Source organism: Amycolatopsis sp. NPDC104775 (genome assembly GCF_055583325.1).
In genome coordinates, this window is record NZ_JBVJOE010000005.1 from 659,901 (window position 1) to 679,763 (window position 19,863).

Below are 19,863 nucleotides of genomic sequence, written 5' to 3' on the forward strand. Positions count from 1 at the left end.
GTCCTCCTCGCGCGCCCGCGCCGGGCCGCTCCCGGCGCGTCCACGTAAGCACCTGAGTCCACTGTGGAATAGCCGCCCGGCCGCAGGGTCGCCCGTTCCGGTGACTGCCGCGGTCCTCCGTGCCCGGATACCCTCGGGGGACGCCCCGGTTGCCCGAAAGTCTCCGGCCGGACCGTCCACGGTGGACGTCCGCGCAGCTCCGGCGCGATTTCCGGAAGTCAAACGGGTCCTGCCCGATTTACCCGGTTCCTCCACGGTGATCTGGAGCACACCTTAAGTCCAGCCTAGGTGTGCTGCGTCACGCGGGGCGGTACCGCTAGCGTCACGCAACCATGGAATCCACAGTGGTCGCCAAAGAGGGCGACAACTACACCAAGGCACTGGGCAACCGCCAGGTGCAGATGATCGCGATCGGCGGGGCGATCGGGGTCGGGCTCTTCCTCGGCGCGGGCGGGCGGCTCCACGAAGCGGGACCGTCTCTGGTCCTTTCCTACGCGCTGTGCGGCGTCGCGGCCTACTTCGTGATGCGGGCGCTCGGCGAACTCGTGCTGCACCAGCCCAGCTCCGGCAGTTTCGTCACCTACGCCCGGAAGTTCATCGGGCCGTGGGCCGGGTTCGTCTCCGGCTGGATGTACTGGCTGAACTGGGCGATGACCGGGATCGCGGAGATCACCGCGGTCGCGATCTACGTGCACAAGTGGCTGCCGGACGTGCCGCAGTGGATCACCGCGCTGGTCGCGCTCGGCGTGCTCATGGCGGTCAACCTGCTGAGCGTGAAGCTGTTCGGGGAACTGGAGTTCTGGTTCTCCGTCGTCAAGGTCCTCGCGATCATCGTGTTCCTGGTGACCGCGCTCGGGCTCGTGTTCACCGGCGCGAACATCGGCGGCACCACCGCGGGCGTGCACAACCTGACCGACCACGGCGGGTTCTTCCCGGCCGGCGTCGGCATCGCGCTGATGACGCTGCAGGCAGTCGTGTTCGCCTACTCCGCGATCGAGGTCGTCGGCATCGCGGCCGGCGAGACCAAGGACGCGCGCAAGGTGCTGCCGAAGGCGATCAACGGCGTCGTCTGGCGGATCGGCGTGTTCTACGTCGGTTCGGTGCTGCTGCTGGCGATGCTGATGCCGTGGCCGTTCTACAACGGCGGCGAGAGCCCGTTCGTCACGGTGTTCTCGCGCCTGGGCATCGGCGGCATCGGCGACGTGATGAACGCCGTCGTCCTCACCGCCGCGCTGTCCTCGTGCAACTCAGGGCTGTACTCCACCGGCCGCATCCTCCGCGCGCTCGCCGACGAGGGCGAAGCGCCGAAGTTCGTCGGCAAGATGAACTCGCGGCACGTGCCCTACGGCGGAATCCTCTTCACGTCGATCGCCTACGTGCTCGGCGTGGTGCTGAACTACCTGGTGCCGAAGGAAGCCTTCGACATCGCCACCGCGGTCGCCTCGCTCGGCGTGGTCGCGACCTGGGCGACCCTGGTGTTCTCGCAGATGCGCATGCGCCAGGCGGCGTTGCGCGGCGAGTTGGAGCGGCCGAGCTACCGCATGCCCGGCGCGCCCTACACCGGCTGGGCCACGCTCGGATTCCTCGTGCTGGTCGTTGTGCTGATGGGCTTCTCCGACGGGGCCGAGAAGATCGCGTTCTACTCGATCCCGGCGATCGTCGTGGTGCTCGCCGTCGGCTGGCGGCTGGTGTCCCGCAAACGGCAGGCGCGCACCGGCGCCTGAGCGGAGCCCGCGTCCCTCATCCCCGCGGACGCGGCGCCTGGCCCGGCCGCCCCTTCCGGTACCACCGGAGCGGGCGGCCGGGTTCTTTCACCACAGCGGAAAATCGACCCCGTGCTCCGACTCCGGACGCGGCCCGAAGATCCGCCGTTCGGTTTCCTCGATGCGCCGGTCGTTGATCGACGCCTCGCGCCGGCTCATCAGGCCGTTCTCGGCGAACTCCCACAGCTCGTTGCCGTAGCTGCGCCACCATTGCCCGTCCGCGTCGCGGCTCTCGTACTGGAACCGGACCGCCATGCGGTTCCCGCGGAATCCCCACAGTCCTTTGCGCAGCGCGTAATCCCGCTCCCGTTCCCACTTCGCGGTGAGGAACTCGACGATGGCGGCCCGGCCGACCACGTGGGTATCGCGGTTGCGCCACACGGAATCCGGCGTGTACGCGAGCGAGACCTTCTCGGGGTCCCGGGTGTTCCACGCGTCCTCGGCAGCCTGAACCTTCTGCAGCGCGGAGGCGAGGTCGAACGGCGGGAACGGCGGCCGCGATTCGGTCATGAGGGGAGTCCTTTTCCTTGATTCACTTGATGAGCTGGGGATTGCGCGGATAGGGCGCGTGCGCGACTTGCCGCGCCACCGGACGGCCGGAGACGACGCGCTGCACCGTGAACCGGACGATCCGGCCGGTGTAGCCGTCGTCGCCGGAACGGCCCGCTTCTCCCCATTCGATCGCCGCGGTGCCGGAAAGCTGGAGGATCCGGCCGCTGGCGAAGTCGAAGAAGAGCAGCGCCGCTTCCGGGTTCGCGGCGAGGTTGCCGAGGCTGTTGAACAGGTTGTTGCCGGGATAATCGGGCCACCACAAGGTATTTCCCTCGACCCGGACGAATCCGGGCGCGCCGCCGCGATGGGAGGCGTCCGCCCCGTGGCCGGGGTTGATGGTGCCGAGGAAGAACGTGTCCGCTTGCCGGATCAACTCGATGTCGCCGGGAGTCAGTCCGGTGCGCGTTTCGGGTTGTCTCGCTGGCTCGACGTCCTCGGACAACACCCGCTGCTGGATGTACTGCGGGCAGTTGCCGTACGCCTGCTCGACCTCCACGATCAGGTGATCTTTCGCGGTGCTCGACAGGCTGCCGTTGATCCGGACCCGGCGGCGGGTGGCGAACTCGACGCTGGTGAGGCCGATCTGCTGTCCGGCGGCAAGCCCGTGCAGCGGGTCGCCCTCCGGGATCGCGCGGCCGATCGCGAGCGTCGTCGCGGACCTGGTTTCCAGGAATCCTGGCGGGCCGACGATCGGCGAGGTCCACAGCCTGCCGCCGGTGTCGCGCGCGGTCGCGACCAGGAACGTCCGCTCGGCCAGGAATGCCGCCATGCCCGCGGAAATCCCGGCGGGTTCGGCCATCCGGGACAGGCGCGCGGCCTGGCGTTCGACTCCGGCCTCGCGCTGGACGGCCAGCTCTCCCTCGTGGAAGGCCCGTCCGATCGCCGTGCTCATGCCGTCTCCTTTCTCACGGGTTGTTCCGTGAGGTTCCGTGAGAAGTTGTAGCAGCCGGTTCTCACGGATGCAACCCGTTCCATCCGTGATACGGTCTCGGCCATGGGGATGCTGCCGGACGAAGTCGTGCCGGTCCGCCTGATGGCGACCGTGTGGGCCGACACGAGCGGGCTCCACGACGACCTCCGCACCCGCGAAGATCTCGATTCCTGGCTGGACGACGTCGGCATCGAGCGCGGGCCGCGGCAGTCGTCCGCCGCCGAACTCGCGCTGGCGCGCCGCCTTCGCGACGCCGTCCGCCGCCTCGCCGCTCAAGTCACCGCCGACGATCGCCAGCCCCCGCAGATTGACCTGGAAACCGCGCTCGGCGATCTGAACGACCTCGTGACCCACCTGCCAGTCCCCCAACTGACCTTCGCGGGCGGGAAATTGCGGGAGAGTTCCTCGCGCGGCGCTTCGCCGATCGTCACCGGGCTAGCCCGCGTAGCCCGGGAATCGATCGCCCTATTGGGCGGACCGGAAGCGGCGAAACTGCGCGCCTGTTACGCGCCGGGCTGCGTGCTCTACTTCATGAAGACGCATCCGCGCCGCGAATGGTGCTCCGTCGCCTGCGGCAACCGAGCGCGCGCCGCACGGCATTACGAGAAAATCCGCTCGACGCGCTGAAAGCTCAGCCCAGCAGCATCACCGCCGTTTCCGCCGCCCGCGCGAACACGTCGTCCGCGACTCGCATCCCGGCCATCACGACCGCGCCTTCGTGCAGCAACATGATCTGCTCGGCGACCTTGTGCGGATCCGGAACGCCCGCCGACTCGGCCAGTTCGACGAAGACGCCGAGCATCCACCGCTTGCTCTCGGTGACCACGGCGTACGCCGGATGCGCGGGATCGCTGATCTCCGCGTGTGCGTTGATCATGCTGCAGCCCTTGCCGCCGTACTTCTTCGCCCAAGCCTCCGAAGCGCCGAACGCCGCCGCCAACCGGTCGCGCGGCACCGTTCCGGCCTTCTCCAGCCACTCGCCCAGGAACTCCCGCCAGCGTGCGTCCCGGGCGGACAAATACTCCACGACCAGCCGGTCTTTGGACCCGAACCGGTCGTAGAGCGTCTTCTTCGTGACCCCTGCCTTCGCCGCGATGACGTCGACACCGACCGCGTGGATGCCGCGCTCGTAGAACAGCTCCGACGCGGCTGCCAGCACCGCTTGCGCTTTCGGGGTCCAGTCGATCGCCATGGCCCCAGTGTATACCGATCTGTATAGTCCGGACCCATGAGTAAACAGATCGGTATAGTCGGCGCGGCGGTCCTCTTCGTCGCGTGCTGGTCGTCCGGGTTCATCGGCGCGAAACTCGGTGCGGCGGACGCGCCCGTGCCGACCGTGCTGATGTGGCGGTTCGTGCCGCTCGCCGTGCTGCTGGCCCCGTTCCTGCGCGCCCTCCCGGCACGCGAACTGGGCCGGCACGTACTGATCGGCCTGCTGTCCCAGTCGGGCTATCTGCTCACCGTCTACTGGGCCATCGGCGAAGGCGTCAGCACCGGCACGACCGCGCTGATCGACGGCGTGCAACCGCTCGTCGCCGCCTCGGTCGCCGGTCCGTTGCTCGGCGTCGCCGCGACCGGGCGGCAATGGATCGGGCTCGGGCTGGGTCTCGTCGGCGTGGTCCTGGTCAGCTGGTCGGACGCCGCTTCGCACGCCCCGGCCTGGGCGTACCTGATCCCGTTCGCCGGGATGCTCGGGCTGGTCGCCTCCACCGTGCTCGAACGCCGGGCGCGCGTCGCCGCACCCCCGATGCGCGCGCTGGCCATCCATTGCGCCGCCTCAGCGGCCGTCTTCACCACCGTCGCACTGGCGACCGGGAGCGCGGCACCGCCCGCGTCCGGGCATTTCTGGTTCGCGATGACGTGGCTGATCGTGCTCGCGACCTTCGGCGGGTACGGGTTGTACTGGCTGCTCGTCGGGCGGATCGGCATGACCGCGGTGAACAGCCTGATGTTCCTGATCGCGCCGGTCACGTCTGTGTGGGGCACGGTGCTGTTCGGCGAGCCGTTCACCGTGCTGACCGGCGTGGGGCTCGGCTTGGCCCTGGTCGCCGCCGTCGTCGCGAACGGGAGGTTCAGCCGCCGTAGCGCTGCCGGACCACCTCCGGAGTCTCCAGGTTCTTCCCCGCGTCCATGTTCTGCGCGAGCCGGAGGTACTGGCCTTCCGCCCACATCAGCGGGGCCGCGCTCCCGGTCGGACGGCCCAGCCCGAAGCACGGGGCGTCGGCGCGATCCCACACCTGCTCGGGAATGAAGTAGCCGTCGTTCGCCGCGTCCGCCATCGATTTCAGGTACACCGCCGCCGGCCGCCCGTTGGCCAGCTCGTACTCGCCGCGCTCGCCGGACAGGACCGGCCAGAGCCGCCCGAACCGCTGCGGCCCGTTCGCCGGCCAGCCGGTGCAGGTCGTGGTGCTCTCGCCGTAGTTGTCGTGCGGGTAGCGATGGAAGTAGATGTCGCCGTCCGGGGTCGTCACCTGCATCGGCGCGTTGCCGTCGCGGGCTTGTCCGGTAGGCCCCAGCGATTCCGCGACCTCGGGGTCCGCCGGGCCGCGAACCCCGAGCCGGACGAGGTCGAGGAAGCCGAAGTCGACTACGTCGTGTTCGTAGAAGCAGCCCTCGTCGAAACAGATCTGGCCGGTGTCGTTCGGGTCGGTTCCCTTGTCGATCCGCTCGAAATACGTGTGGTCGCCCCAATAGCCGGAAGTCGTCCGCGTCCAGCTGTCGAGCTGCGCCCGCCACGAATCCGCAGTGGACTCCCATTGCTGCGCCGACGCCGGGTCGCCGTTGGCCCGCGCGATCGCCCCGGCCGTCACGAGCCCGGCGACCTCAGCCGCGATCGACGACGGCGACCGGCCGTACTGCTCTTCCCACCGCTCGGTGGTCGCAGGCCCGCTCGTGCGGATGTGCTCGGCCGTCACCTTGACCCGCGCGTACGTCGCCGCGTCGGTCAGGCCGGTCGTCCAGGCGAGAATGATCGCGTCGGAGTCCTGGTCGAGCTGTTCGCAGCAGCCCAGCTGCTGCGGCGTGGCCCCCTGGACCCCGCTGACCGGGCTGTACCGCGGAAACGCACCGGCCGGGTACGTCGTCCCGTCGCCTTGCGTGGGCGAGGAAATCCATTGCGAGGACCACAAAAACTGCGCCATCCGCTTCGCCTGCGCCGCGTCGCCCGCCGCGAGCAGCCCGGTCGCCTGCTGGTACAGATCCCGGCCCCATACGCGGTGGTAGCCGTCGTTGAGAACGTCGCCGCTCACGACGTCGCCCCACGGCGTGGCCAGCCCCGCGACGCTCGCGCCGCGGTGCGTCTTGTCCTCCGCCGCGTGCAACGCCATCAGCGCTACGTAATACGCCCTCCGCCGCCGCTCGTCACCCGCCACGCTGCCCGGCGCCGCTTTCAGGCTGCCGACATACTCCTCCCAGCCTCGCCGATACGCCTGCTCCAGGTTGGCGAACCCGCTCGCCAGAGATCCGTCCGCGGCCGCCGCCGCGCCCTGGACGTCGCTTCCGTAGCCGAGCGCGACCGAGAACGTCGTGTCCTGCCCGGCCGGGATCTGTCCACACTGGACTACATTCCCCAAGCCGGTGGTATCGAACTGATTCGTAAGACGTTTATGTGCCCGCAAGTCTACCAGGCAATCGCTCGCCGCACCGGAATATCCGTTGTCGTGCGCGACGAATCCGGTCGAGGCGCGCAATGCCGACGCAACTGTGGTCTTGGCCCCGAACAAGTCTTCCGTTCCGCTGGCTGTCAGCCCGCTTCCATCCCAGGCGGCAGTGTCATTCGCCGCGCCGCCCGCCATTGACGGATTCGCCAGCAGGTAAACCTGATACTGGCCGCCGTCAAGTGACTGAAACCGCGTTCGGGTAAGAAGAGTCGGCCTTCCGGCGTCAGTGACGTACGTGGTGGTGATGCGGTAATGTCCGTTCTTAGCGGTGTTCGTGACCGTGTATTCGAGCGCCTTCTCGTCCGGCATCGAGACGCCGTGCTCCGTCGCGTCGCGCTCAAGGTCCACAAAGGACTTCCCGTCGGTGACCACGTACTGCATGTCCTGCATATTGGCCAGGTCGGCGCGCGGATAAAACACTTCCGACGCGACCCCGCCCGCGACGGTGAACCACACTGGGCTGGCGGTCCCGGCCGCAGTCCCGAGGGCGGTTTTGTCCCCCGTTGTCCAGGATGACGGCCCACCGCAGCAATCTCCCGGCGCGCCGCCCGTCGTCGACCGCGTTCCCAGCGCCGTTCCGCGCCCTTCCCCTTGCGCCGCCGCTCCACTGCCCGCGGCTACCCCGCTGCCTGCCGCTGCTCCACTCCGCGCGGCCGCCCCGCCGCCCGGCACTGCTCCGCTTTCGGTTGCACTGCCTCCGGCCGCCGGACCCACCCTCGCCCCGCCCCCGGCCTCCGCAGCCGCCATCCCCTGCCCCGCCACCGAAATCCCCACGACCGCGACCACCGCCGCCGCCCGTCCCCACTTCCCACCGACCATGCCGCTCATGCTGCCCGCCCCCTCTCCCCTCCGACAACAGCCGAACGGTGGGAACCGCCCCTCGGCAGTCCCACCCGATGGAGTGACCGAGAACCCCCGGAAACTGTCGTACCCGGATGGTCTCCTGATGATCGAAGCGGCGCCCGCACCGGGACCGCACCGAACCGAGGAGCGTCACCATGGCCGGAGAAACCGTCCTCACCGTCATCGGAAACCTGACCGCCGACCCGGAACTCACCTTCACCCCGTCCGGTGCCGCGGTCGCGAACTTCACCGTCGCCAGCACCCCGAGGATCCTGGACCGCCAAACCAACGAATTCACCGACGGCGACCCTTTGTTCCTGCGCTGCAGCCTGTGGAAAAACCCAGCGGAAAACGTCGCGGAAAGCCTGAGCCGCGGCACCCGGGTAATAGTGCAGGGCAGATTGCGGCAACGTTCGTACGAAACGAGAGAGGGCGAACGCCGAACCGTGGTGGAACTGCAGGTCGATGAAATCGGCCCGTCCTTGCGCTATGCGACGGCGAAGGTCGTCAAGGCCACCCGCACCGCCGACGGCCCTCTGCCGGGCAACGGCTGGATCACCGATACCCCGGTAACCGCAGGCGACGCCCCGCCCTTCTGACCCCCGGCAACCAATCCCCCGCCACGACCGGCCGCCGGACGCCCCGCGTCACCGCGCCCGACGGCCGGTGTCGTGCGATTCGTGGCGCACCCAGCCACCTGCCGCGGCCCGGGACTCGACAGCCAACCACCGCCGCCAATCACTCAACAGGAGGTGAATGCCCGGCCTGCCGCACGCCTGACTACCTCGTCAGCCGTGCGACTGCCCGCCAACCCCGCCCGCACGCCTAGCTACCTCGTCAGCCATGCGGTTGCCCTCGGCTCTGCACCGCGATCAGCAACCATGGCTGAGGTCGCCGCGCCCTGGCCACCCGCACGCCACGCGGCACGTCACCGACGCTGATCATCAGGTCGCCGCGCCCTGGCCACCTACACGCCACGCGGCACGTCACCGACGCTCGTCATCAGGTCGCCGCGTCCCGGCAACAGGCAGGCGGCGCGGCACGTCACCGACACTGGTCATCAGGCCGCTGCGTCCCGGCCACCTACACGCCGCGCGGCACGTCACCGACGCTGATCGTCAGGCCGCTGCGTCCCGGCCACCTGCAGGCGGCGCGGCGCTGGCGCTGGTCATCAGGTCGACGATGCACGCGCAGCCGTCAACCGGCGAGCACCCATCCGTCCCGTGCCCGGCCACCGACCGCCATCCCGCGGTTGTTTCGCCGCGCCGTTCCTCTCCACAGCCGTGCCGCACACGCTGGTTCGAGGCTCAAGCCGAGATCCCTGGCCCCGCACCCTCTCGGCTGACCCAAGTGGTCTGGTCCTTTCTCGCAAAGGTTCATACCACTGCACGATCGGACGCGACGAGAAGCCGACTATCGGCCCTGACCAACCGGGAATCCCGCTGGTAGCTTCCGAATCATGCCCGCATCTCGCCGGACCAAGGCCGGAATCCCAGTCCTCACCGCGATTTCCGTATTGCTGCTGGCTCCGCTGTCCGCACCGGCGGCCCAGGCCGCCCCCGCCAGTGTCAGCATGCGAGACGAATGCAGCACCCCGTCGATCAACCAGTACCAGAAGTGGCTGGCCAGCGGCGAAGGAACGACCATCCCGGCCACCGGCAGCCTCCTCGTCCCGGAAGGCGACGGCTACGCCGCGAAGATCGTCTTCCAGAACAACGAATGGCACGTCGCGGTGGTCTGGCTGGGCAACCAGTTCGACGCCCAGGCCGACCTCAGCCATTCCTCCGGATTCTGGCTGACCTACTCCGCCGACGACGACCTGTACGTCCAACTGCGCCCCGCCTCCCACTGGAGCGGCGGCGACAAATGGCTCACCCGCATCCCCGCCACCGGCGGCCAGCTGGTCCGCAAGTTCTTTCCCTTCGACGCCGATGCCTGGACCTGGCTCCCCGAACTCGGCCAGCCGCAGTACTCGTTCGCCTCCGCCCTGACCGAAGCCCGCGGCCTCGTCTTCGTCGGCAAGACCCCCAACACGCTCGACTTCCGAGAACTCCTCATCGACGGCTACCAGCCGCCCTGCCTCTGACCCCTGCCCGGTCCACCCGCACCGAAGGTTCCGAACACACCGGCAAAGCTCCGGAAACAGCGAGTTGCGCACCTACCGGCAAGCGCGCACCGCTCTTCCTCCCACCGCGGCCCCTCATCCCGCCGAATCAGACAGACCGCGCCACCGACATAATCCCCGCACGCTGACACGACGACCGCAGCCATTCGGCCCGGCCAGCCGACCGTTAAGCATTCCCGGCCGAGCCGGCCCTGGCCAAGCACCAGCCTCCGCCAAACCCGCCCCGGCGAACCACAGGCCCCGAAACCCCGCCGCATCCGAATCTCGGCCGGTCGAACCCCAAGCCCGCCGAGCCTGCGGCCCGGCCGGACCAGCCCGCCAAGCCCGTTGACGAGCCGCCGACCCGGCTGCTCTCCCCGAGCCCTCCGCCGGACCCTGAGTCGGCCGAATCAGACCGCCTGGCCTCGACCCGCCCGGAGCCCTCCGCCAAACCCACCCCGCGCTCGCACGCGGACCGTGCGAACCGCTCCGCCGAATCCCCACTCAGCCCAACCGCTCCACTAGACCCCGGCCCGGTCGCCCCTCGCCAAACCCCGCCCCGCGCTTGCACTCGGAGCGTGCGAACCCTTCTGCCGACTCCCCCTGCTCGGCCGAACCGATCCGCCAAACCCGGCCCGGTCGCCCCTCGCCAAACCCCGGCCCCACACTCGCACGCGGAGCACGCGAACCCCTCTACCGAATCCCCCGCTCGGGCCGAACCGCTGGCCAAACCCGGCGCGGTCGCCCCTCCGCAAATCCTCGTCCCACACTCGCACGCGAAGCGCGCGAGCCCGCCCCCGCCACTCCACCGAAACCTGGTTCCGCCGAAGCCAAACCCCCTCCGCCGCAAAAACCCCTCCCTAATTCTGCACAGCAGGCCGGATCGTGATCTCACCGATCTCCACGTCCTCCGGCTGCTCGATCGCGAACGCGATCGCCCGCGCCACCGCCTCCGGATCCAGCGCGACCTCCTCGAACTTCTCCCGAATCCGTTCTCGTTCCGCCGGATCGCCGATCGAATCCGCAAGCTCCGTCCGGACGAAGCCGGGTGAAACCGACGTCGTCCGGAGCACACCGTCCGTCGATTCCTGTCGGAGCGCCTCCAGCACGGTCCGCACCGCGTTCTTCGTCCCGGCGTAGACCGCCTGTCCGGGCACGATCTTCAACCCGGACGTCGACACGGTCGTCACCAGATGGCCCCGCCCTTGCCGACGGAAAACCGGGAGTGCGGCGGCGATTCCGTGCAGCACCCCGCGGACGTTCACGTCGATCATCGCCGACCAGCCCTCGACATCCCCATCCTCGACCGGGCCCAGTTTGGCGACCCCGGCGTTGCCGACCAGGACGTCGAGGCGGCCGAATTCTTCGACTGCCCGCCGCACGAGGCGGTCCAGGTCGTCGCGCCGGGTCACGTCGGTGACGCACGCGACCGCGCGGCCTCCGCCCGAGAGGATTTCCTTCGTCAGCGCAGCGAGCCGGTCTTCGCGGCGCGCGCCTAGGACCACCGCCGCGCCACGGGAGGCGAGCAGTCGGCTGGTCGCCTCGCCGATTCCGCTGCTCGCTCCGGTGATCGCGACGACTTTCCCGGTCAGATCTGACATTTCCGCTCCCAGCTAGTTATCCGGACACGTGTCCGGATAGTTTAGCGGACATGTGTCCGGATAGCAGAGCGGGCAGGAGGGCATCAACATCGGCTGGAGTGCAGTCAAGGAAGCGTGAGCGCGGAAGGACTTCGTCGCCGCCCGGGGTGATGCTCCAACGAGACAACCCACGGGAGAAAGGCCTACCAAGGTGAGCGACCTAGCCGCCGCACTGATGTTGATCGGCGTGTTCATCGCGCTGGCCATGACATTGCGCGCCATCCAGCAGCGCATGGCCCGCGATCAGCAGCAGTGCTCGCCCCGCCAGGCCTCGAGCCCCTCGCGGACCGCGACCGCCGCGATCGCCAGCGCTGCGACCGGGTCTGCCCAGTACCAGCCGAACAGCGCGTTCACCAGCAACCCGGCCAGCAGGACGCCGGAAAGGTAGGTGCAGAGAAGAGTTTGGTTGGAGTCGGCCACCGCGCTCGCCGAACCGAGTTCCCGCCCGGCTCGGCGTTGCGCCGCGGAAAGCACCGGCATCACGACCAGGGATACCGCGGCGAGCACGATTCCGGCCGTCGAAGGCGAAGGCTCGCTGTCGAACAACGACCGCACCGAATCGACTGCGACGTAGGCGGCCAGGAGGAAGAACGACAGCGCGATCACCCGCAGCGCGACTCGCTCCCGACGCTCCGGGTCCGCGGTGGCGAACTGCCACGCTACCGCGACCGCGGACAGCACCTCGGCCACCGAGTCGAGCCCGAACGCGACCAGCGCCGACGAGGACGCGACAGTTCCGGCCGACACCGCGATGATCGCCTCGACCACGTTGTACGTGATCGTTCCGGCGACCAGCCACCGCACTCGCCGCCGCAGAACCGCTTTCCGGGCAACGTCCACCGCCGGAGACGCGACACCCGACCCAGCTGGAGACTGGCAGCCGGAGCAATCCGGTTGGGTCATCGCGCCGCGTGCGTTTCCTCGGCACACGCCTCCGTCGGCGCGACGGCCAGAACCACCTGCGTCAGCTCCGCCAAGGCTTGCGCGAGATGCGGATCTGCGATCGCGTACCGGACTTGCCGACCCTCGTAGGTCGCGATCACCAGCCCGCACCCGCGCAGGCAGGCGAGGTGGTTCGAGACATTCGACCTGCTCAGCTCCAGCTCCGCGGCCAGTTGCGCCGGATACACGACGCCGTCCAGCAGCGCCACGAGAATCCGGCAGCGCGTCGGGTCCGCCAGCGCGCGGCCGAGGCGGGCGAGTGCCAGTTCGCGAGTCTCTGAGGTCAGCACAGCCGCAACAGTACAGCCTTCGCTGAATCAAATACACTGGCGAAGTGGACAACCTCCTCGGCGATTTCCTCCGCGCCCGGCGAGAGCGGATCTCCCCCGCAGACGTCGGGCTGCCGGACAACGGACGCCGCCGCGTGCGAGGACTGCGCCGCGAGGAACTCGCACTGCTCGCGGGGATCAGCAGCGACTACTACATCCGGCTCGAGCAGGGCCGCGACCAGAACCCGTCAGCACAGGTCCTCGACGCACTGGCCCGCGCACTCAGCCTGGACGAAGCCTCCCGCCAGCACTTGCATCAGCTGGCGGCCCCCGTCCGGCCGGGTCAAGCCGAGCCGGAGGTGCCCGCGAGCATTGTCGAACTCATCTCCACCTGGGCGACGAATCCGGCGTACGTCCAGGACCGGCTCACCAACGTCCTCGCCGCGAATTCTGTCGCCGCGGCGGTTTCGCCGAACTACGCGGTGGGCCGGAACTTGCTCCGGGCGGTCTTCCTCGACCCGGCCGAACGCGAACTCCGCCGCGATTGGGACCAGATGGCGGCCGACGGCGTCGCGGGCCTGCGCGCCGCGCTCGGCCCCGGCATCGCGGACCCCGCGGCCGCCGAACTCATCGCCGACCTGACCGCGCGCAGCGACCGGTTCCGGGATCTCTGGGCCGCGCACGACGTCAAACCGAGGACCGGCCACCTCGTCCGCTTCCGCCATCCGGCCGTCGGAGATTTGGAGCTGCACAGCGACAAGCTCGACATCCCCGGCCCGGCGAGCTTGCAATTGGTGGTCTTCCACGCGACGCCGGGCACCCGCGACGCCGAGGCACTCGCCTCCCTCGCAGACCTGATTTCCGCGCGGTAGCAACGGAAACCGGGCCGAAGCGCCAAAGGCCCCGGCCCGGTTCCGGTCAGTCCACCGCTTCGAACTCGCGCACCGCGTCCAGTGCGGCGCCCATCGCGGCGTTGCCCTCACGTTCGATCATGATCTCGACGAGCACCGGCCGCCGGGTGCGCTCGGCTTCCTTCCGCGCCCATTCGAGCGACGACCGGATCTCGCCCGGGTCCTCCACGCGGGTGCCCGAACAGCCGTAGGCCTCCATGATCTTGACGTTGTCCGTGCCGCGGTCGTCGTAGTGGATGTCGACCTGGTAGTTCATCTCGTACGGCAGCTCGGACTGGCGGATCAGGCCCAGGTACTCGTTGTTGAGCATGACCAGCACGAACCCGACGTCGTACTGCGCGGCGACCGCCAGTTCCTCGACCAGGAACTGGAACGAGTAGTCGCCGACCACGCCGACGACCTCCGCGTCCGGGCGGGCCTTCTTGACGCCGATCGCGGCCGGGATCTCCCAGCCGAGCGGGCCGGCCTGGCCGCACACCTGGTAGTGGCGCGGCAGGTGCGCGCGCTGGAACTGGCCGGACCAGATCTGGTACAGCCCGATCGCGGTGACGAAGTACGTCTCGGGGCCGTAGAACTCGTTGAGTTCCTTGAACACCCGAGGCGCCTTGATCGGCGTGCAGTCGAAGTCCTCTTTGCGCGGCAGTTCCGCTTTGAGGTCGCCGAGCCGCTTGACCCACGCGCGGTCCCGGGCGGGCGCCTCGCGCGCGTCGAGCGCGGCCAGCAGCGCTTCCAGGAACTCCCGCGTGTCCGACACGACGCCGAGGTCCGGGCCGAACACCTTGCCCAGCTGCGTGGGCTCGATGTCGACGTGGATGAACTTCCGGTCGCCGCGGTACACCGACAGCTCGCCGGTATGCCGGTCGCCGAACCGCGCGCCCAGCGCCAGGACCAGGTCCGACTCCAGGAACGCCGCGTTGGCCCAGCGCTGCGAGGTCTGAATGCCCGCCATGCCCGCGAAAAGCTCGTGATCCTCGGGGAAACTGCCCTTGCCCATCAGCGTGACGCCGACCGGCACGCCGAGCCGTTCCGCCAGCCGCCGCAACGGTTCGTGCGCCTCGCCGAGCACGACGCCGCCACCGGCCAGGAGCAGCGGGCGTTCGGCGGCGAGCAGCATGTCCAGCGCCCGCTCGACCCGCGCCGGGGACGGTTTGACCGTGCTGACCGGCAGCGCCGAGTCGATCGAGGAATCCCATTCGATCGTCTGCTTCTGGACGTCGATCGGGAGGTCGATGAGCACCGGGCCCGGCCGCCCGGACCGCGCGATCCGGAACGCCTCGCGGAAGATCCACGGCAGCTGCGCGGCTTCCTTCACCTGGACCGCCCATTTCGTGACCGGCCGCGCGATTTCGACGATGTCGACCGCCTGGAACGCTTCCTGGTGCAGTTTCGTCGTCGCGGCCTGCCCGGTGATGCACAGGATCGGGACGGAGTCCGCGTGCGCGGTGTAAAGCCCGGTGATCATGTTGGTGCCGGCCGGACCGGACGTGCCGATCGCGACGCCGACGTTGCCGGTGGTGCGCGCCCAGCCGTCGGCCATGTGCGTCGCGCCCTCTTCGTGGCGGACCACGAGATGGTCGATGCCGCGCCCTTGCATCGCGTCGTACAGCGGCAGGATCGCCGCTCCTGGGCAGCCGAAGGCGACGTCGATTCCCTCGTCGACCAGCACGTCGACGACTGCCTGCATAGCGGGGACCCGGGCCATGGTCAAACCTCCTCGGACGAGCGGCCGGACAGTTCTTCGACGACCTTGAGCAGCGCGGAGTGGTCCAGCGAGCCGTAGCCCATCGCGCGCCCGGCCGCGACCAGCTGCGCGACCAGGCCGGTCAGCGGGAGCGCCACGTCGGACTGCCGGGCCGCGGCGAGCGCGATGCCCATGTCCTTGTGGTGCAGGTCGATCCGGAAGCCCGGCTCGAACTGCCGCGCGACCATCGACTTCCGTTTCAGTTCCAGGATCCGGCTGCCGGCGAGCCCGCCGGCCAGCACGTCGAGGCCGGTGCCCGCGTCCACCCCGGACGCTTCCAGCAGCACGATCGCCTCGGCCACCAGGCCGTAGATCCCGCCGACCACCAGCTGGTTGGCCGCCTTCACGACCTGACCCGCGCCGTGCGGTCCGACGTGCACCACGGTCTTGCCGAGCGTGTCGAAAACCGGCTTCGCCGCGGCGAAATCGGCCTCGTCGCCACCGACCATAATGGACAGTGTGGCCTGCTCGGCTCCGGCTTGACCGCCGGAGACCGGCGCGTCCAGCACCCGGATCCCCTTGGCCGCACCGGCTTTCGCCACCTCGATCGACGTCTCCGGCCGGATGGTGCTCATGTCGGCCAGCAGCGTGCCGGGCGCGATCGTGTCGAGCACGCCGCCGGGGGCGAGCACGACCTGCTCGACCTGCGGGTGGTTCGGCAGCATGGTGATCACGACCTCGGCCCCGGACACCGCGTCCGCGACGTCGCTCGCCGCGCGGCCGCCCGCCGCTTCCAGTTTGGCCAGCGCGCCGGCGTTGAGGTCGAACCCGCTCACCTCGTGTCCGGCGGCGGCCAGGTGCGCGGCCATCGGCGTGCCCATCACGCCCAGTCCGATGAACCCGATCCTGCTCATCAGTTTCCCCTTCGCTCGTACGGCAGCCAGGCCAGCGAGTCCACGGTGGAACCGTCCGGTTTGTACTCGACGCCCACCGGTCCGGCGTAGCCCGCCGCCTGCAGTTTTTCCAGATATGCTTCGAGATCCAGCTCCCCCGTGCCCGGCTGGTGCCGGCCCGGCGCGTCGGCGATCTGCACGTGCCCGGTGCGCGGGGTGTAGCGGGCGATCACGGTGTCGAGGTCTTCGCCGTTGACCGCGAGGTGGTAGAGGTCCGCGAGCAGCCGGACGTTGTCCAGGCCCAGCTCGTCGAGCACCGCGACCGCGTCGGCCGCGGTTTTCAGCGGGTACGCCGGGGTGCCGGACAGCGGTTCGAGCACCAGCTGCGCACCGATGCCTTCGGCGGCCTTGGCCGCAGTGGCGAGGTGTGCGCGGGCTAGATCGTCCTGTTCGGACGGTGCGATCCCGTCGATCCGGTTGCCGTACAGCGCGTTGAAGCTGCGGCAGCCGAGCCGTTCGGCGAGCCCGAGCGCCACCGTCAGGCTCGTCGCGAACTCCGCTTCGCGGCCGACCCACGACACGAGCCCGCGCTCGCCCGCGGCCATGTCGCCCGCGTAGAAGTTCAGCCCGGTCAGCTGGACGCCCGCCTGTTCGATCGACCGCGCGAACCGGTCGACCTCGGTTCCCGACGGGTCGGCGCTGTCGAACGGCCACCAGTACTCCACCCTCGTGAAGCCCGCTGCCCGAGCGGCCTGCGCGCGCTCGAGCAGCGGGAGTTCGGTGAACAGGATCGACAGGTTGGCGGTGTAGGGCAGCGAGTGCCGCTCCCCGGCGGGACCGGTCATGAGTACCTCGGCTCCTCACATCTCGATCAGCTAATTTCGCTTTGTGAAAGTTTTCTTCCGTAGTTCGAGAATAGCTGGACGCGGAGGCTTCGGTCAACGGGAAGCGGGCAGGTTTCGCCGGGGCGCGCGGGCAGCAAGATCCACTGCGACGCGCGCCGGCAAGGGCGCGCAAACCTTGGTTCGACACCACTCGCGCAGGCGCGCGAAGTCGAACCGATCCTGTCTGTCCACAATGGAATTACTTTGATCCACAGTAGACAGACGGAAGATTTCTACTTCAGGTGAACAAAATCGCCACGGTGACGGGAGGGAGAAATGCGATCACTGGACCGCATCTCGAGGTCAGACCTCGCGCACCGACTCCGCCGCGAACCCGGCCAGCACCAGCCGCGCCGTGCACCGGCTGTGCACGGAGGCCGTCGGCGCCGTCCGCCGCACCACGACCTCGTAGCGCCGTCCGCCCGCGTCGACCAGAACGTTGCGGGCGTCGCCGTCGGGTTCCTCCGCCACGGCCAGCACCGCGTCGAGGCCGCGCAGGCCGGTGCGGCCGCGGATCTCGATCTCCGCGAACTGCGACCACGCGCTCTCCGCGGAGGTGCGGCCGCGCAGGTTCTCCAGCCGGACGTTGCCGCTGAGCGCTTCCTTGGCCGCCAGTTCGGCGTCGGGCGCCGCGAGGCTGCCGTGGAGGAAGCCGTCCGGGACGGTCAGGAGGTTTCCGGCCCAGCGGTCCCCGCCGACGTGGCTGACTTCCCACACCCGTCCGGGATGGTTTTGCGCGAGGCTGGTGGCCAGCGGACGGCCGAAAACGGCGCAGCACATGTCCTTGCTGCCGTGCGTGCACACGAGGAAGAGCGGGCCGGACACCGGTTCGCCGTGCCCGCAGCGTCCGGCGGCGACCGCTTCGAGGTCGAGATGGGCGAGTTCGACCAGGTCGGCGACGTCGAGCTGTTCCGTCCAGCGGTTGCCGGGCTCTCCGCTGGCGACGTAGACCGTGCGCGGGGCACCGGGCGTCCGCACGTGCCGTCCCGGTTTCCGGATCAGCAGGGGGCGCAGGCCCGCGGCGCGCGCGGCGTCGAGACGGTCGGGCGGGAACACGGCGGCCAGCACGTCCTCGAGTGCGTCCGGGCCCCACGAACCGGGCTGCTCGACCAGCAGCCAGGAGGTCATGCGCGCGGCGGTCCCGGCGGGCTCGCCGCCCAGCTCGCGAGTCAGCGCGGCGCATCCGGGCGCGGCATTCCGGCCCGGGAAGCACACTCCCGGACCCGAGTGCGGCACGTCGGCCTTAGGCATGCCTAAGTATAGCTGACGCCCTGCCAGGCCTTTTCGACACGACCGCTCCCGTCGCGCGGCGTCACTCGATCGGGTGGCACTCCGGGATGGCTCAGGAACACCAGCTCGCCCGAGGGCACCCGGTCCGTCGGCCGCCCGAAGCAGAGCTCACATCGAGCGACAGGCCCTCAGCGAAGTCACGCCAGCCCTGCGAGAGTCCGCCGCTCGACGCCGAAACCACCCGGCCCTCGCCAGCAGAGGCCCGAGGGAAATCCGCCGCTCAAGCCCGCGCCACGAGCCCCTGGACCACCAGCTCCTTCACCAGCGCCCGCACCGTGGCCGGAGGCAGGTCCGGCGCGGCGTCGGCCAGCACCTTGAACGGCTGCGGGCCGCAGCCGAGCAACGCGGCGAGGACTGGCCGCGCGGCCTTGGCGAAGACCAGCCGTTTCCCCGCTCCGACCAGTGCCACCGTGTCCTCGTCGTCGGCCAGCGCGGCGCGCGGGACGAGCAGCCGGACCTCGAAGTCGTCGTCCGGCGGCAGCAGCTCCGCCGTCGCCGCCCACGGCAGGCCGATCCGGGTCTGGGCCGGGGCCTGCGCGTCCCGGTCGGCGAGGAACCGGTCGACCACGTCGCCCGCGGTCAGCTCGGCGATTCGGCTGCGGAGGGCTTCGGCTCGCTCGGCTCGCGCGTCCGGGCCGGCGAACCGGGGCAGGTCGGCGCGGAACAGCTCGTCGGAGCGCAGCTGGTCGGCCAGCCACGCCACGAGGTCGACGCCGGTGGCGGCGTTGAAGCCGATCGTCAGGTGCAGGGACTCCTCGCCGACGGCGGACACGTCGTGCCAGTGCCCGCGCGGCAGGTAGAGGGCGTCGCCGTCTTCGAGCAGGAAGTCGTCGTACGGCTCGCCCTCCGGACGTGCCGGAAGCTCGACGTCCCGCTGCAGCGGCGAGGGCCGGGTGACCCCGTGCAGGCGCCACCGTTTCCGGCCGGAGAGCTGGATGATGAACGCGTCGTGGTCGTCCCAGTGCACGTCGAAGCCATGCGTGGTGCCCCAACCCGCGTACAGGTTGACCTGGATCCGCTCGCGCAGGTCGTGTTCGAGTTTGCCCGCCAGCTCGCCGACTTCGCCGACCAGTTCGTTGACCGAATCGAGCACGAGCGTCGCGCCCGCGCGCAGGTGTTCGGCGAACGGGGCCGGCAGCACGCGCGGGACGAGGCCGTTGCGCCGCGTCGACACCATTTCGGTGTAGGTGTGCGCGGGGACGACGTCGCCGTCGAGCGCGAGCCGCAGCCGGGGGAACTCCAGCCGGTGCTGGCGCAGCACCCGGTCCAGTTCCGGCCATGGGAGCAGGGAGGCGAACCGGCCCTTCTCCCCAGGGAACCGGCGCGGGGCCTTGCCGAGGACGTCCGCGAAGAACTGGCCGGTCTCGAGCGGTGCCACGAGACCGGCCAGTCCGGGAATCTCCGTCATGGAGCGCGACGGCTAGTCGTTGCCGTCGTTGTCGGCCACGGCGCCGTTCGCCTTGCCGCGGTCCACCGCGGCGGTCAGCGGTTCCACGCTCAG

General features: G+C 69.7%; 17 protein-coding genes and 1 pseudogene. 6 read left to right on the forward strand and 12 right to left on the reverse strand.

The genetic code is table 11. The features are described from left to right. Positions 1 to 332: 332 nt before the first annotated feature. Entirely contained in the window at positions 333 to 1,724 is a 1,392-nt protein-coding gene (locus tag ACZ63D_RS25765) for an amino acid permease (RefSeq protein WP_465356902.1), read from the forward strand. Positions 1,725 to 1,811: 87 nt separating this feature from the next. Here ACZ63D_RS25765 and ACZ63D_RS25770 read toward each other — a convergent pair whose 3' ends face one another. Then, entirely contained in the window at positions 1,812 to 2,273 is a 462-nt protein-coding gene (locus tag ACZ63D_RS25770; RefSeq protein ID WP_465356903.1) for a nuclear transport factor 2 family protein, read from the reverse strand. Positions 2,274 to 2,295: 22 nt separating this feature from the next. Next, on the reverse strand, positions 2,296 to 3,207 hold the full coding sequence (locus ACZ63D_RS25775) for a pyridoxamine 5'-phosphate oxidase family protein (protein ID WP_465356904.1): 912 nt from the start codon (positions 3,205 to 3,207) through the stop codon (positions 2,296 to 2,298). A gap of 102 nt (positions 3,208 to 3,309) precedes the next feature. Between ACZ63D_RS25775 and ACZ63D_RS25780 the strand changes: the two genes are divergently transcribed. After that, on the forward strand, positions 3,310 to 3,873 hold the full coding sequence (locus tag ACZ63D_RS25780; RefSeq protein ID WP_465356905.1) for a CGNR zinc finger domain-containing protein: 564 nt from the start codon (positions 3,310 to 3,312) through the stop codon (positions 3,871 to 3,873). Between the two features lie 4 nt (positions 3,874 to 3,877). On the opposite strand, the gene ACZ63D_RS25785 is transcribed toward ACZ63D_RS25780, so the two are convergent. Next, positions 3,878 to 4,438, reverse strand: coding sequence for a TetR/AcrR family transcriptional regulator (locus ACZ63D_RS25785; protein WP_465356906.1), 561 nt, complete (start codon positions 4,436 to 4,438; stop codon positions 3,878 to 3,880). Between the two features lie 36 nt (positions 4,439 to 4,474). Here ACZ63D_RS25785 and ACZ63D_RS25790 point away from each other — a divergent pair. Further along, a pseudogene (locus tag ACZ63D_RS25790) lies at positions 4,475 to 4,864 on the forward strand (EamA family transporter); the annotation flags it as partial. Positions 4,865 to 5,318: 454 nt separating this feature from the next. Here ACZ63D_RS25790 and ACZ63D_RS25795 read toward each other — a convergent pair. After that, positions 5,319 to 7,733 (reverse strand): glycoside hydrolase family 15 protein, encoded by a 2,415-nt coding sequence (locus ACZ63D_RS25795; RefSeq protein ID WP_465356907.1) that lies wholly within the window; start codon positions 7,731 to 7,733, stop codon positions 5,319 to 5,321. A gap of 170 nt (positions 7,734 to 7,903) precedes the next feature. Between ACZ63D_RS25795 and ACZ63D_RS25800 the strand changes: the two genes are divergently transcribed. Together ACZ63D_RS25800 and ACZ63D_RS25805 are read left to right on the forward strand one after the other, a co-directional pair. After that, complete coding sequence (locus ACZ63D_RS25800) at positions 7,904 to 8,347, forward strand: single-stranded DNA-binding protein (RefSeq protein WP_465356908.1); 444 nt, start codon at positions 7,904 to 7,906, stop codon at positions 8,345 to 8,347. 860 nt (positions 8,348 to 9,207) lie between these two features. Then, on the forward strand, positions 9,208 to 9,834 hold the full coding sequence (locus tag ACZ63D_RS25805) for a hypothetical protein (protein ID WP_465356909.1): 627 nt from the start codon (positions 9,208 to 9,210) through the stop codon (positions 9,832 to 9,834). An 878-nt stretch (positions 9,835 to 10,712) separates the two neighbouring features. Here ACZ63D_RS25805 and ACZ63D_RS25810 read toward each other — a convergent pair. The 3 genes from ACZ63D_RS25810 to cmtR all read right to left on the reverse strand — a co-directional run bounded on the left by ACZ63D_RS25810 (position 10,713) and on the right by cmtR (position 12,724). Continuing rightward, a complete protein-coding gene (locus tag ACZ63D_RS25810) occupies positions 10,713 to 11,453 on the reverse strand; it encodes an SDR family oxidoreductase (protein ID WP_465356910.1) in 741 nt (246 codons plus the stop codon). Between the two features lie 282 nt (positions 11,454 to 11,735). Further along, positions 11,736 to 12,395, reverse strand: a complete 660-nt coding sequence (locus ACZ63D_RS25815; RefSeq protein ID WP_465356911.1) for a cation efflux transmembrane domain-containing protein — start codon at positions 12,393 to 12,395, stop codon at positions 11,736 to 11,738. Beyond that, positions 12,392 to 12,724, reverse strand: a complete 333-nt coding sequence (cmtR, locus tag ACZ63D_RS25820; protein ID WP_465356912.1) for a Cd(II)/Pb(II)-sensing metalloregulatory transcriptional regulator CmtR — start codon at positions 12,722 to 12,724, stop codon at positions 12,392 to 12,394. The genes ACZ63D_RS25815 and cmtR overlap by 4 nt, the downstream gene beginning before the upstream one ends. A 44-nt stretch (positions 12,725 to 12,768) precedes the next feature. On the opposite strand from cmtR, the gene ACZ63D_RS25825 reads away from it, so the two are divergent. Next, the gene (locus tag ACZ63D_RS25825) at positions 12,769 to 13,575 is read left to right on the forward strand and encodes a helix-turn-helix transcriptional regulator (RefSeq protein WP_465356913.1); all 807 of its coding nucleotides are present in this window, start codon (positions 12,769 to 12,771) and stop codon (positions 13,573 to 13,575) included. Between the two features lie 46 nt (positions 13,576 to 13,621). Here the strand turns inward: ACZ63D_RS25825 and gcl are convergent, their stop codons facing one another. From gcl to ACZ63D_RS25850, 5 genes are all read right to left on the reverse strand, one after another. Next, complete coding sequence (gene gcl / locus ACZ63D_RS25830; protein WP_465356914.1) at positions 13,622 to 15,316, reverse strand: glyoxylate carboligase; 1,695 nt, start codon at positions 15,314 to 15,316, stop codon at positions 13,622 to 13,624. 2 nt (positions 15,317 to 15,318) lie between these two features. Continuing rightward, positions 15,319 to 16,209 carry a 2-hydroxy-3-oxopropionate reductase gene (locus ACZ63D_RS25835; protein WP_465356915.1) on the reverse strand — a complete coding sequence of 297 codons (891 nt, stop codon included), beginning with the start codon at positions 16,207 to 16,209 and terminating at the stop codon, positions 15,319 to 15,321. Further along, positions 16,209 to 17,033: a hydroxypyruvate isomerase family protein gene (locus ACZ63D_RS25840; protein WP_465356916.1), complete on the reverse strand. Its 825-nt coding sequence runs from the start codon at positions 17,031 to 17,033 to the stop codon at positions 16,209 to 16,211. Before ACZ63D_RS25840 ends, ACZ63D_RS25835 begins: the two co-directional genes overlap by 1 nt. 342 nt (positions 17,034 to 17,375) lie before the next feature. Continuing rightward, the gene (locus ACZ63D_RS25845) at positions 17,376 to 18,323 is read right to left on the reverse strand and encodes a sucrase ferredoxin (protein WP_465356917.1); all 948 of its coding nucleotides are present in this window, start codon (positions 18,321 to 18,323) and stop codon (positions 17,376 to 17,378) included. 259 nt (positions 18,324 to 18,582) lie between these two features. Beyond that, positions 18,583 to 19,770: a cupin domain-containing protein gene (locus ACZ63D_RS25850; protein ID WP_465356918.1), complete on the reverse strand. Its 1,188-nt coding sequence runs from the start codon at positions 19,768 to 19,770 to the stop codon at positions 18,583 to 18,585. Between the last annotated feature and the right edge of the window lie 93 nt (positions 19,771 to 19,863).

Excerpts from the sequence above, each read along its gene's own strand:
- ACZ63D_RS25765 (WP_465356902.1), top strand. The coding sequence starts at position 333 with ATGGAATCCACAGTGGTCGCCAAAGAGGGCGACAACTACACCAAGGCA.
- ACZ63D_RS25770 (WP_465356903.1), bottom strand. The coding sequence starts at position 2,273 with ATGACCGAATCGCGGCCGCCGTTCCCGCCGTTCGACCTCGCCTCCGCG.
- ACZ63D_RS25775 (WP_465356904.1), bottom strand. The coding sequence starts at position 3,207 with ATGAGCACGGCGATCGGACGGGCCTTCCACGAGGGAGAGCTGGCCGTC.
- ACZ63D_RS25780 (WP_465356905.1), top strand. The coding sequence starts at position 3,310 with ATGGGGATGCTGCCGGACGAAGTCGTGCCGGTCCGCCTGATGGCGACC.
- ACZ63D_RS25785 (WP_465356906.1), bottom strand. The coding sequence starts at position 4,438 with ATGGCGATCGACTGGACCCCGAAAGCGCAAGCGGTGCTGGCAGCCGCG.
- ACZ63D_RS25795 (WP_465356907.1), bottom strand. The coding sequence starts at position 7,733 with ATGAGCGGCATGGTCGGTGGGAAGTGGGGACGGGCGGCGGCGGTGGTC.
- ACZ63D_RS25800 (WP_465356908.1), top strand. The coding sequence starts at position 7,904 with ATGGCCGGAGAAACCGTCCTCACCGTCATCGGAAACCTGACCGCCGAC.
- ACZ63D_RS25805 (WP_465356909.1), top strand. The coding sequence starts at position 9,208 with ATGCCCGCATCTCGCCGGACCAAGGCCGGAATCCCAGTCCTCACCGCG.
- ACZ63D_RS25810 (WP_465356910.1), bottom strand. The coding sequence starts at position 11,453 with ATGTCAGATCTGACCGGGAAAGTCGTCGCGATCACCGGAGCGAGCAGC.
- ACZ63D_RS25815 (WP_465356911.1), bottom strand. The coding sequence starts at position 12,395 with ATGACCCAACCGGATTGCTCCGGCTGCCAGTCTCCAGCTGGGTCGGGT.
- gcl (WP_465356914.1), bottom strand. The coding sequence starts at position 15,316 with ATGGCCCGGGTCCCCGCTATGCAGGCAGTCGTCGACGTGCTGGTCGAC.
- ACZ63D_RS25835 (WP_465356915.1), bottom strand. The coding sequence starts at position 16,209 with ATGAGCAGGATCGGGTTCATCGGACTGGGCGTGATGGGCACGCCGATG.
- ACZ63D_RS25840 (WP_465356916.1), bottom strand. The coding sequence starts at position 17,033 with ATGACCGGTCCCGCCGGGGAGCGGCACTCGCTGCCCTACACCGCCAAC.
- ACZ63D_RS25845 (WP_465356917.1), bottom strand. The coding sequence starts at position 18,323 with ATGCCTAAGGCCGACGTGCCGCACTCGGGTCCGGGAGTGTGCTTCCCG.
- ACZ63D_RS25850 (WP_465356918.1), bottom strand. The coding sequence starts at position 19,770 with ATGACGGAGATTCCCGGACTGGCCGGTCTCGTGGCACCGCTCGAGACC.